This is a genomic window from Gluconobacter kondonii (assembly GCF_002723995.1).
Lineage (GTDB): Bacteria > Pseudomonadota > Alphaproteobacteria > Acetobacterales > Acetobacteraceae > Gluconobacter > Gluconobacter kondonii.
Map to the genome: position 1 here is coordinate 1 of NZ_BEWP01000023.1, position 12,374 is coordinate 12,374.

The 12,374-nt window shown below is 58.9% G+C and carries 10 protein-coding genes and 1 pseudogene; 10 read left to right on the forward strand and 1 reads right to left on the reverse strand.

Annotated features, from left to right (window positions below; genetic code table 11):
* The first annotated feature begins 87 nt into the window (after positions 1–87).
* The 7 genes and pseudogenes from GKO01_RS16165 to GKO01_RS14245 all read left to right on the forward strand — a co-directional run bounded on the left by GKO01_RS16165 (position 88) and on the right by GKO01_RS14245 (position 8,279).
* Positions 88–561 carry an IS5 family transposase gene (locus tag GKO01_RS16165; RefSeq protein ID WP_206035477.1) on the forward strand — a complete coding sequence of 158 codons (474 nt, stop codon included), beginning with the start codon at positions 88–90 and terminating at the stop codon, positions 559–561.
* Positions 471–734, forward strand: coding sequence for a hypothetical protein (locus tag GKO01_RS16170; RefSeq protein ID WP_244901491.1), 264 nt, complete (start codon positions 471–473; stop codon positions 732–734). Before GKO01_RS16165 ends, GKO01_RS16170 begins: the two co-directional genes overlap by 91 nt.
* 4 nt (positions 735–738) lie before the next feature.
* The gene (locus GKO01_RS16620; RefSeq protein ID WP_408870316.1) at positions 739–867 is read left to right on the forward strand and encodes a hypothetical protein; all 129 of its coding nucleotides are present in this window, start codon (positions 739–741) and stop codon (positions 865–867) included.
* A gap of 295 nt (positions 868–1,162) precedes the next feature.
* Complete coding sequence (locus tag GKO01_RS15835; protein WP_145994788.1) at positions 1,163–2,227, forward strand: hypothetical protein; 1,065 nt, start codon at positions 1,163–1,165, stop codon at positions 2,225–2,227.
* Positions 2,228–2,376: 149 nt separating this feature from the next.
* The gene (locus tag GKO01_RS14235; RefSeq protein WP_174694303.1) at positions 2,377–2,583 is read left to right on the forward strand and encodes a hypothetical protein; all 207 of its coding nucleotides are present in this window, start codon (positions 2,377–2,379) and stop codon (positions 2,581–2,583) included.
* A 198-nt stretch (positions 2,584–2,781) separates the two neighbouring features.
* On the forward strand, positions 2,782–3,042 hold the full coding sequence (locus GKO01_RS14240; protein ID WP_099287598.1) for a hypothetical protein: 261 nt from the start codon (positions 2,782–2,784) through the stop codon (positions 3,040–3,042).
* A 114-nt stretch (positions 3,043–3,156) separates the two neighbouring features.
* Positions 3,157–8,279 (forward strand): annotated as a pseudogene (locus tag GKO01_RS14245) (DEAD/DEAH box helicase family protein).
* A 76-nt stretch (positions 8,280–8,355) separates the two neighbouring features.
* Here GKO01_RS14245 and GKO01_RS14250 read toward each other — a convergent pair.
* Positions 8,356–8,748 (reverse strand): hypothetical protein, encoded by a 393-nt coding sequence (locus GKO01_RS14250; protein ID WP_099287599.1) that lies wholly within the window; start codon positions 8,746–8,748, stop codon positions 8,356–8,358.
* Positions 8,749–9,033: 285 nt separating this feature from the next.
* Here GKO01_RS14250 and GKO01_RS14255 point away from each other — a divergent pair, with 285 nt between their 5' ends.
* The 3 genes from GKO01_RS14255 to GKO01_RS14265 all read left to right on the forward strand — a co-directional run bounded on the left by GKO01_RS14255 (position 9,034) and on the right by GKO01_RS14265 (position 12,244).
* Positions 9,034–10,896, forward strand: coding sequence for a ParB/RepB/Spo0J family partition protein (locus GKO01_RS14255; protein WP_099287600.1), 1,863 nt, complete (start codon positions 9,034–9,036; stop codon positions 10,894–10,896).
* Positions 10,897–11,084: 188 nt separating this feature from the next.
* Complete coding sequence (locus tag GKO01_RS14260) at positions 11,085–11,765, forward strand: LPD29 domain-containing protein (protein ID WP_099287601.1); 681 nt, start codon at positions 11,085–11,087, stop codon at positions 11,763–11,765.
* A 71-nt stretch (positions 11,766–11,836) separates the two neighbouring features.
* Positions 11,837–12,244: a hypothetical protein gene (locus GKO01_RS14265; RefSeq protein WP_064275704.1), complete on the forward strand. Its 408-nt coding sequence runs from the start codon at positions 11,837–11,839 to the stop codon at positions 12,242–12,244.
* The last annotated feature ends 130 nt before the right edge of the window (positions 12,245–12,374 follow it).

The window sequence follows — 12,374 nt, forward strand, 5'->3', positions numbered from 1 at the left end:
CTAGGTCGCGTTGACAAAAGGTCTATACGCTCATTCTGAGGTCTGATTCACTGTTGTCTTTAACGAAGACGATAAGGTGAAGCGGGGATGGCACGAGGGGATCTGACGGATCGTGAATGGGCGCTGATTGGTCCGCTTTTGCCATCCGAGCGTGGCCGTTGGGCACGGCCATCCGGAGACAATCGCCGGTTTCTCAACGGCATGTTGTATGTCCTGCGCACCGGTTGTCCGTGGCGGGACATGCATGAGCGCTACGGAAAATGGAACTCGGTCTATGTCAGGTTCCGGCGTTGGGCTGAACAGGGTGTCTGGGATGCCCTGCTGCAAACCCTGGTTGACCTGGGTCTGAGTGATGACTGGCAGCATATGGTCGACAGTACCGTGGTCCGCGCCCACTCCCAGGCAACGGGTGCAAAAGGGGGGCTCATACGGAAGGTTTTGGTCGATCACGCGGCGGTTTTACGAGCAAAATCCACGCCCGGTGCGACAATCAAGGACGTCCTTTCGGCTTTGCCCTTAGCGGAGGTCAGGTCTCGGATTACAAAGCCACAGATACCCTGATGGCGTTTGCGGTTCCAAACCCCAAAGCCATGCTGGCCAACCGGGGCTATGACAGCGACTGGTTCCGCCAGGATCTGCTGCTCCGTGGTATCCTGCCGGTTATTCCCTCACGAAAAGGCCGCAGTTCCACAGAAAACAGACTGGCGGCGTTACAGAGACCGCAATCGCATTGAGCGGATGTTCAACAAACTCAAGCAGATGCGGCGTATTGCAACCCGCTACGACAAAACCGCCTTGTCCTTCATGAGCTTCCTCAATATCGCCGCCGCGAGGCTTTGGATTGAATCTCTTGTCAACGGTACCTAACTAAGTTTCTCATCTCGCTAAAAAGCGTAGGTGACACTTGGTCGGCGAGTTGTTTTGTCTGGGATCGACGTAATTCGGAATATTTTTCGATATCAGTCGGATCTATATTGTAAAAATTCAAGAGGAACTTTTGAATAGAATCACCGCAATCCTGGATATTCCACTTTGACCCTTAATACCCGTAACGGGCATACCAGTGTGTATTGCGTGACCACCTGCTCCGCTGCGTGGTATTTGATATTTTGGTTTTGGTGTAAAGATAGAAAAACGTTAATCGCGACGGCGGACTTAAGTCATGACTACCTACGTAACGTGTGATACTGAAGGGTATCTTGTTTTCTTAACGATAAATAATGATTTTATATACATAAGAAATACCCATCCATCTCAGAAAAACATAGTGAAAACTATTAAAAATACTTTTCGTAGCGTTGATGATTCAACAAATATACAGAATAAACAAGCATACAATGATGTTTTTTATCCTGCATATGCACTAATAGATTCTGAAGATAACTTAACAAATGAATCACTCATTGCGTTCACTAAATACGAAGGGAAGATTGGGGATTATAATCCAAGAATATGGAGGGGATTATTTTCTAACCACGGGAATAAATTTTTTAATGATTTTCCGGGTAAATATTTTAATAGATCATCATGGGTTTCATCCCGAATTTCTTCGAAAAATATCTACAGTGATCTAGAGAATATATTCAGGTTTATAGAGCCTAATTACCAAAACCTTAATACTTTTAGTCATAAACTCAGAGAGATTCTTATAATTGCATGCACGGAAGTTGAATGTATTATGAGAATGATTTGTGATGATAACGTAGAAAAGGAGGATATACCTCGTAATAATTTTTATAAAACAGAACACTATTTTAATTTAAAGGAGGCTATGAAATTAGGTGAATGGTCTCTTACATTAAAAAATTACTCAGGATTGCAGCCGCTCAAGCCCTTTGAGCTTTGGCTAGAGGAAAACCCGACAAAATCCCTATTTTGGTATGATGCGTATAATAAGGTTAAGCATCATAGAGAAGAAAATATTAGAGAAGCAACGTTATTGAATGTTTTAAATGCAGTTTCTGCAATACATATTTTAAACTCTGCGCAATATGGGCCCGAGATTTATAGTGATCAGTATGGCAATGAATACAGTCCTTTCGATTTATTGTCCGCACCATATTTTGGAATCCAAAATGTACAAGTTATGAATTATGTCTCCGGATATCCTTTTGAATTCAAGCCAGTAAAATTTTTCGGCCGAGACTCTGGTAGACCATTCAAAAAAAAGTCGCAGAGCGAAAAAAAACGAAATAAACTCGTAAAGCCTGTGGACGCAACGTTTTGAAATGAACGTTTATGAGCGAATTGGGGCAGATTTTACATGCTTTTGCACTGATTTCGCGTGTGATCCGCAATCAGATTTTCGAGCATTCCTCTAAAAATCAGTAACTTTTAAGCTGCGTTTATGGCCGGACGCTCAGCTTTGAACGCCTCATGCAGTACGAGCAGCAGTTCGGCTGCACGATCAAGCGCACCGTCTCTCTGGAGCAGCTCGCAGAGCAGGGCACGCCGTATGCGGCTGCACTGGCGGCACCCGATCTGGCCCGCGCGTGCCTGTCGTCGCGGCCGATCCCGACCGTCCTCACACCAGCCTGGGAGTTTCCGGCCGGAGCGTTCGGACAGGGCGCAGGTCCGACCTGAAAAAAAGAAGAAAAAACAGAAGGTTAAAAAAGAAAAAGGAGGGGAGGGGGGCAGCACAGGTCAGCCCGCCCTGCAAGAGGTGGGTCCGTCCGTGTCCTCGCTGCGCTGCGGGCCGGGCGGTCCCGACGCTGCGCGTCGCTCTGGCAGGTCGCACTGTCCTGCGCTCGCCGGAGAGGGTCAGGAAAGGAAATAAAGACAATGTCAGCGACCCTCGAACGCTCCGCACAGGCGCACGCCTTCGACCTCAAACAGGCCCACGACGAGGGCTGGACGATCCTCGAAGGCTGCGGACCCGACAATGAAGAGACGCGTCTGGTGGGTCTGCATTGCAGCGATCCGCAGGCCTGGTGGCGCGTGGCGCGGAAGGCAGGCGAGGGTTCGACCTACCACCACGAGGCGCTGTCCCGACTGTCCGAGAACGAGCGCGAGCAGATCCGCCTGCGCTTCGGTCCCCTTTGACCCCGAACTGATGCGGGAGGCCTGACGCCTCTCTCCCCGCACTGATCCTGTTTTCCGGCCCCCCGGTCTGCCTCCGCGCAGCACCGGGCGCTGCCGCTTGTCCGGAGTTTTTCCATGTCCACGTCTCAACTGAGCTTCTTCGATACCTCAGCACTCGGCGGCAGCCAGTCCAATCTGTACTGGGGCGAGCTTCCGGGAGACCGCGCCCTTGAGGAAGCCGCCGCTGCGGCCCAACAGGTGGCAAAAGCCCCGGCCCCGATCCCCGCTGTCCTGCCGAAGGTGGACTTCGCCCTGACCGGAACGCGTGGCCTTGCCCAGGGCTGGAAAGAGCGTGCGCGGGACAATCTTGCGGCAATCCGCCTTCTGGCCACGCTGGAAGCAGAAGACCGCAACGCCAGCGCTGACGAGCAGGCCGTCCTTGCCCGTTTCACAGGGTTCGGGGCCGGAGAGCTGGCCAACAGCCTGTTCCCGCGTGCTGGCGAAACCTTCCGGGCAGGGTGGGAAGAGATCGGCAGCCAGCTTGAGGAACTGACCAGCCAGCAGGAGCGGGCGGGTCTGGCACGGGCCACGCAGTACGCCCATTACACGCCTGAGCTGATCGTTCATGCGATGTGGGATCTGGCCGCACAGATGGGGTTCCGGGGTGGCCGTGCGCTGGAACCGGGCTGTGGCACAGGGCTTTTCATGGCGAGCGTGCCTTCGAAGCTGGCCCCGAAAACCGCCTGGACCGCGATTGAGAACGACCCGCTGACGGCCCGGATCACGCGCAAACTGTTTCCGAACCAGTGGGTCCGGTCAGAAGACTTCACGACGGCCAAGCTCGCGGAACGCTACGATCTGGTCATTGGCAACCCGCCCTTCAGCAACCGCACGGTCCGGGGCACGGACGAGCTGGGCCGCCTTGGCCTGTCCCTGCATGACTACTTCATCGCCCGGTCTATTTCCCGTCTTCGTCCCGGAGCCGTGGCGATGTTTGTGACGTCGCGGTGGACGATGGACAAGTCCGATGCCGGCGCACGATCTTCGAGACGGCCGATTTCGTCGGTGGCGCACGCCTGCCGGCCGGAGCCATGCGTGACGATGCCGGAACCGACGTCGTGGTGGACGTTCTGGTGTTCCGCCGCCGCGCACCGGGTGAGGATGCAGGCGATGCGACATGGCTGGACGTCGCGGCGCTGGAGGACACCGACCAGGGCGAAGGCCCGCTGCGGATCAACCGCTATTTCGCGGAAAACGGCCAGCAGGTTCTCGGTCGGCATGACTGGACGAGCGGTCAGTTTGGCCCGGAATACACCTGCAAGGCCAATCCGCTTCAGATGCTGGACGAGGCCCTGCCGCTCGCCCTCGGCCGTCTCTCTTCGCTGGCCCGTTTTCCGAACCCGCAAACGCTCGATGTTGCGACAGTGACGGACAATCACGCCGCCGAGGTCGGAACGGCCGCAGACGGTGCCCTGCTGAAAGAGGGTAGTTATCTGCTGCACAAGGGCGTGCTGCACCAGATCATCGACGGCGAAACCGTACTGGTGAAGGTGAAGAAAGGCGAGCAGAAAGAAGGGATCTTCCAGAAGCACGCGGCCATCATCAAAGGTCTGATTCCTGTGAGGGACGCGGCCCGTCTGGTGCTGCGCGCCCAGGTGGAGAACCTGCCCTACAGCGCGCATCAGGCGGATCTCAAGCGCGCCTATCAGGCGTTCAGCCGTCAGTTCGGGCCGATCAACCTGACGAACACCACGACACGGGTGGATGAAGAGACGGGAGAGGAGAAATCCACGCAGCGCCGCCCGAACCTTCAGCCCTTCTACGACGATCCGGATGTGTGGCTGGTCAGTTCGATCGAGGAGTATGACGAGAAGAGCCAGACCGGCCGTCCGGGTCCGATCTTCAGCGAGCGCGTGATTCAGGCGCCGTCCGAGCCCGAGGTTCACGGCGCTCATGATGCGCTGGCGGTTTCCCTGCACGAGACAGGCGGCGTGGATGTCGAGCGTATTGCGGAGCTTCTGGGCCGCCCAGGTGAGGAGGTGCTCGCCGAACTCGGATCCTCGGTCTATCTCGATCCGATCCGCAGCACAGGTGGCCGTGAGGTCTGGGTGACGGCCGACGAGGCCCTGTCAGGCGCGGTTCGCACCAAGCTGGCGCAGGCCCGGGAGGCTGCCGAGCGCGACCGACGCTATCTGCGCAACGTCGCCGCCCTGGAAGAGGTTCAGCCCGAAGACCTGCGCCCGTCCGACATTACGGCCCGCCTGGGTGCTCCGTGGATCCCGGTGCCGGATGTCGAGGCCTTTGTTGCAGAGGTCATGGGGGTTCGCACGACCATTCACCACACGATGGAGGTAGCGACCTGGAGCGTGGACAAGAGCGGCTTTTCCGGCAAGGCCGAGGCCACCTCGGTCTGGGGAACACAGCGCCGTCATGCCGGGGATCTGCTGGATGATGCGCTCAATCAGGCCAGCCCGAAAATCTGGGACACCTGGCGCGATGTAAATGGCGAACACCGTGAACTGAATACGAAGGAGACCGAGGCGGCCAAGGAGAAACTGGCCGCGATCAAGACCGCGTTTGAAACGTGGGTCTGGCAGGACACTGACCGCGCCGAGCGTCTGGTGCGGCTGTATAACGATGCGTTCAACAACCTTGTCCCGCGCACGTTCGACGGCTCCCACCTGAAACTGCCGGGAGCGAGCACGGCAATCAGCCTGCGCGACCATCAGAAGCGGGTGATCTGGCGGATCATCGCCAAGGGCAGCACCTACATGGCCCATGCGGTGGGGTCCGGGAAGACGTTCTCGATGTGCGCGGCCGTGATGGAGCAAAAGCGGCTCGGCCTGATTTCCAAGGGCATGATCGTGGTGCCGGGCCACTGCCTTGCGCAGATGGCGCGTGAGTTCATGATGCTCTACCCGAACGCCCAGATCCTTGTGGCGGACGAGACGAACTTCGTGAAGGACAAGCGCCAGCGCTTCCTGGCCCGGGCGGCCACGGGGAACTGGGACGCCATTGTCATCACGCATGACGCCTTCAAGTTCGTGCCGGTCGAGAGCGCGTTCGAGCAGGAGATGGTCGAGGACCAGATTGCCTCCTACGAAAGCCTTCTGGAGAATGTGAGCCGCGATGACCGTCTGTCGCGCAAGCGCATCGAGCGCCTGAAGGAAGGGATGGAAGCCAAGCTGAAAGCCCTGTCCAGCCGCAAGGACGATCTGGTGCATCTCGGCGAGATCGGGGTGGACCAGATCCTCGTGGATGAGGCGCAGCAGTTCCGCAAACTGTCTTTCGGGACCAACCAGTCCGACCTGAAGGGGATCGACCCGAACGGCAGCCAGCGCGCCTGGGATCTGTTCGTCAAAACGCGCTACCTCGCCAAGCGTAATCCCGAGCGCGTGTTGGTGATGGCGTCAGGCTCGCCGATTACCAACACCCTGGGCGAGATGTTCTCGATCCAGCGTTTCATGGACCTGCCAGCCCTTGTCGAGCGTGGCCTGCACGAGTTCGACGCCTGGGCCGCAAGTTTTGGCGAGACCCGCACGGAGCTGGAGCTTCAGCCGAGCGGGCTTTATAAGCCGGTCACGCGCTTTTCGGAGTTCGTGAACGTCGCCGATCTGATGGCGATGTATCGCGACTTTGCCGACGTGGTGCAGCAGGACGACCTGCGACGCTACGTGAAACTGCCCGAGATTGCGGGCGGCAGGCGTGAGATCGTCGTGGCCGACAGCGGGGACGCCTTCCGCGAGTATCAGAAGACGCTCGCCGAGCGGATCAAAACGATTGAAGAGCGCACGGGCAAGCCCCAGAAGGGCGACGACATCCTGCTGTCCGTCATCACTGATGCCCGGCACGCGGCCATTGACCTGCGTTTCGTACGGAACTGGGCGGATAATGACAACAGCAACAAGCTGAACGTCATGATCCGCAAGGTCTTCCAGATCTGGCAGGACACGTCCGCCAATCGCTACACCGACCCTGAGACGGGACGGGAGTACGACCTGCCCGGTGCCACGCAGATGGTGTTCTCGGATCTGGGCACGGAATCGGCGCTGGAGACACGCGGTTTCTCGGCCTATCGCTGGATCCGCGACGAGCTGATCCGCATGGGCGTGCCGCGCGACGAGATCGCCTTCATGCAGCATTACAAGAAGAGCACGGCCAAGCAGGCGCTCTTCCGCGACATGAACTCCGGGCGCAAGCGCATCCTGATCGGATCGTCAGCGACCATGGGAACGGGTGTGAACGCGCAGCAGCGCCTGATCGCCCTGCATCACCTCGATGTGCCCTGGCTGGTCTCGGACATCATCCAGCGCGAGGGCCGGATCGAGCGACAGGGCAACCAGAACCCGGTGATCCAGCTCTACGCCTACGCCCTGAAGGGGTCGGTGGACGCGACGAACTGGCAGATGCTGGAGCGCAAGCAGAAGTTCATCTGCCTTGCCATGTCCGGAGACCGGACAATCCGCCGTCTGGAAGATGTGGGGGCAGAAGCCAACCAGTTCGCCATGGCCAAGGCCCTTGCGTCAGGAGACGAACGCCTGATGCAGAAGGCGGGACTGGAGGCCGAACTGGCCCGTTTGGAGCGGTTGCAGGCCGCGCATCACGACGATCAGTATAACGTCCGTCGCGCCATCGACCGCGCCGAGCGTGACCGTGAGACGGCGCAGGCTGTGATCCCGCGTCTTCAGAACGACATCGCACGGCGTGAGCCCACACGCGGTGAAGCGTTCCGGCTGGTGCGCAAGGACCGGGAGATGACCGAACGTGAGAAGGCCGGTCAGTGGCTTCTCTCGCAGGCCCGCCTCGCCGCGAAGTCCGGGGAGAAAGGCAAGTGGACGCTCGGTAAGATCGGCGGCTTCGAGATCCTGTGCGAGACCTGGCGCACCCGCTTTGACGGGGAGGAGACGTGGGACGCGACCCTTGGCCTTGTGCTGGACGGGCGGATCCTCGGCATGGACTTTGACCGCGAGACAAGCCCGGTTGGGCTGGTCAGCCGCATCGAGAACGCGCTGTTGCGGTTCGAGGCGGAACTGGCGGACGCACGCCGTCAGGTGGAGGAAGCCGAACGCAAGCTCCCCGGCTATCGCGCCCGTGTGGGTCTGGCGTTCCCGGAGGCGGCGCTGTTGCAGGAGAAACGCGAGGCCATGGCGGCCCTTGAGGCAGATCTGGCAGCCGATACGCAGCGCCGAGAGGAAGCGGAAAAGGCGGAAGCGAAGGCCGCGCTAGAGGATGAGGCTGTAACCGTAGAGGCCGCCTGATCTCACCCAGACTGTGTCCAAAACGGACACAGTCTGAAAAAAGCCGACAGCAGCCTTCTGAACGCAAAACGATCAATCAGGAGACTTGAATATTAGATCGCTCAAGATATTCGTCAACGGCCGACGGCTCGTCAATAATCCGAGCGAAATTGAGGTCTTCGTCGGTGACAGTCAAATCTATTGCGGATTTAGGAATTGGGAGTATTGCTCTTCCCCCATCGACAACTACGAGATGTTTTCTTTCTAAATGGGATTGTCCGTAGCGCACGTCGAAATATTTGCTGTATGCGTGTGGGTCGGGGTGTTTATTCGCCCAAGGCTCAGAAAATTCTCTTCTTTCAGCTTCATCATCACGCTTAATATTCAGATTCAAATCATTCTTGTATGTGAATGTTCCTCGCGCGTCATCAATTACCCAATCCGAGCGCGAGGATGTAGCCAAAATTTGGATTGCTTCATCGTAATTCACTGTATTCGATCCTCGGAAATATTTCATTCTTATGAAAGATAAGTCTTCCCCATGCGATTACAAGCCGAGGGTTGGTTCGGGCTAGCAGCGGGTCCAGATTGGGACGAAACCACCTGCAATTAGGGGCGAGCCGAAGACCGTAAAGGATAAAAAAGGGAGAGGCAGGGCTCTCACGAACCAGCCAGCCGCGCAAGGCTCAGGCCGGGCGCGCTTCGCGCGGCCTTGCGCGGCTGGCTGGCCCGTGACGCGGGAGGGACATCTGAAAAATTATAGAAAGAGCGTCCCATGGCCGAGCTTCGCCGCGTTGATCCGAAAACCCTTGTGCCCAACCCGAACAATCCGCGCTCTTCCATCGGAAGCCTTGAGGAACTGCGCAAACTCGCCCTGAATATCAAGGCGATTGGCATCCTTCATCCTCCGGCCGTCCGGGAACTGGAAGACGGCCGCCTGATGATCGTGGCAGGCCACCGTCGGACGAAAGGCGCCATCTATGCGGGCGTTCCTGAAATCGACGTTTATGTCGGAGACCAGAGCGAAGACCTTGATGCCCTGGCCGCCGTCAGCGAGAACTTCGTCCGTCTGGACATGACGGAGCCGGAGCAGTGGAACAGCGTCACCCGCCTGCGCGAGCAGCTCGGCTATACAGACCAGCAGGTCTGTGCCGCCCTGATGGTCACGCCGAGCTATCTCAAGCGTCTCAGCCTTCTGGCGAAGCTGCACCCGCCCATTCTGGATGCCATCGCCCTCGGCCGAGGCCCTGATGAGCGGCAGCGCAAGATCATCGCGCAGGCCTCTCTGGAAGAGCAGCGTGACGCATGGGCGGAAATGTTTTCCGAGAGCGTGGAAGACGACGAGGATCCGGCCGAGTATCGCGTGAAGGCCGAAGATCCGGAGGACACCGTGGCCTGGGGCGCACTTGCCCGGAATCTTGAACAGAAGGAATGGTACGCCCGCAACGTCCGGTTTGGCGACGAGCTTGCCCGCAGGCACAATATCGTCTGGATGGAGGATCTGTTTGCCGAAGCCGATACGGACAGCCGCTATACGCTCGATGCCACGGCTTACGCGGCCGCACAGCAGGACTGGCTGGACAATGAGCGGCCCGAAAACTCCATCGTCCTGGCCTCGGATGAGTACGGATACGTCCGCGCGCCCGAAGGCTTCATCACCATGGGCACCTGGATGGCGACACAGGAGGGTGAGGTCATGGGGTACGGCCTCAATCCCCGCACCCTGAAGATCGTGGAAGAACGCTGCCGTCCTTACAGCGCAGCAAAGCTGGACCACACGGGGGGGTCTTCCACCCCCGAAGCCCCCAAGGAACGACCGGACGTTTCCGGGACCGGCCACAAGATGATAGGCGAGATCCGCACCGTTGCCTTGCGCGAAGCCCTCGGCGAGGTGGCCGAGACAGCCGATCCATGGGAGCTGATCGCAGCCCTCCTGCTGGCGCTGGAAGCCGAGAATGTCCGTGTGCATGGCGATGCCAGCGGAAATAACTGGTCAGAGCCAACCGCCCGCACGCTCGCGATGGCTGACCTGTTCCCCGAAGGCAGCCTTGTCCGTGACGAAAAACTGATCCGCCGCCATGCCGTCACCGTCCTGCAAAGCATCCTGAACTGCGATGTGTCGATGCACAGCGGCAGCGGTCTGCCCGCGCAGCTCGTGGGCGTCCTGTTCGGAGCCGACCAGAAGATGCCGAGCATGGCCTTTGAGGCGTTCCTCAAATGCTACAGCAAGCCCGGCATCACCAAAGCGGTTCAGACCGAAGGCCTTGCGCCGCAGAACACCGGCAAGGAGATGCGTGCGGTCCTCATGAAGCATGTCGGGGAAGGCCACTGGCTGCCCGAGGTGGCGTCCTTTGCGCAGGCGCAGGACGTCTGGGCGCAAAAGCAGAAGAAAAAACAGGCGAAGATCCGGGAGCTGGAAAGCGTGGTGGACGATGAGGACCTGGACGAGATGCCTGAAGATGATTTCGATGGAGCAGCCGATGATGAGGCCGACCTGTCGAACGGCCCTGTCGTGCCAGTGACGGAGCCGGACGCCGAAGAGACTTTCTCTCTGCAAGCGCCCGAGCCCGAGCCGTCGGAGCACAACGAGGCCATGCAGTTCATGCGGGACCACCTCGAAATCGTGGTCGTGGCCTGAAGCTGGGAGAGGGAAAAGAAAAGGAAAGGAGGGGAGGGGCGCTGCCATCGCGCTCCGTCCGGGTCAAAAGGTGGCTCCTCACCGGCTTCGCCGCCTCCGGTGCCGGCGCACGCGCCGCTTTTGACCCGGCCGTCCCGCGCTGACGCGGAAGAAGACATCACGAAAATCCAAAGGAAAAGGATCAGACGATGTTCGTCCCTTCACTCGCGCCCATTCAGGTCGGTACCCGCGTTTACACCCATCTCTACAGCCGGGGAGCCGGTATCGTCATGGCTGTTTACGGCAAGGAAAGCCCGACCACCGTGCGGTCCCTGTCGCGTGGCGGGGCCATCGTGTCGGGCGGGAGCGCCTCCTACGATATCGTCTTTGCCTGCGGCTCGATCTCCCGTCGTCTGCCCGAGGCCATTCTGCGCGGTGTCCAGTGGCGGATCGAAGCCGACAAGAAACTGGCAAGTGCTGAGGAGATCGCCTTCCTCCGCACCCATGCCGAAGAGGTTGAGGCTGAGAAGGTGGCAGCCGAAGCCCGCGCGAAAGCCGAACATGCCGCCGAGGTCGCAGCACTCCGCGTCAATCCCGACTATGCCCATCTGGAGCAGGGCGATGACAGCAGCGGCACGCTGGCGGCCAAAAACATCCGCCGGATGCTGAAGAAGGCTTTCCCGCAGGTGAAGTTTTCCGTCCGCAAGAGCCACTACGGCAGTGTGACCGTGCGGACCGAGGAGGATCTGGACGAGACGGCGACCGAAACCCTCCAGGCCATCACCTCGCGGTTCAAGTCCGGATATTACGACTGGCAGTCTGACTGCCACCTGACGAGCAACAGCCCCTGGCAGGATGTGTTCGGCTGCTCCGAATTTGTGAGCGACTGAGCCTCTCTTTTTTCGTCCGCCCTTCAAGGCCGCCCGCTCCGGGGCGGCCTTTTCCATTTCTGGAGCCCGACATGCCTGTTTTTATTGTGACGCTCAGCGAGCGCCAGCTTCTCTCCGATCGCGTCAACTTTCAGGTCGAGGCCGAGACGGCCGAGGCGGCCGGCCAGCTTGTGCTCGACGCAACGGCCGACGAGCCGAACGAGAGCGGGCTGCGCCCGGTTCGCCTGCCAGACGGTCAGAAGACCGTTCTCGAACCCGGAGACGTGGACGGCAATGAGGTCTCGGTGTCCGTCCGCCCGGTCGATCAGCCGGATGCGGTGGCCACGCAGATCGGCGCGTGCTGGCATCTGGATCTCTCCGCCCCTGAAGCGCGCCGCCTTCTGCCGGTTCTGACCGGGGCCATCGTGGACGAGGACGATCCCGTGACGCGTGCGCTCTGCGCCCGCCTGGCGCGGCAGGTCGCCAATCTCGCGCAGTAGGAGACGGGAAAAGAAAGTAAGCGTCCGAAGATTACACAATTGACGGCTGGTTCCTCCTCATGTCGGACATGGATATTTGTCGACACCTTTTTGCATAGTGGACGTGAGTAACCCGATCTTGCGCTCCTTC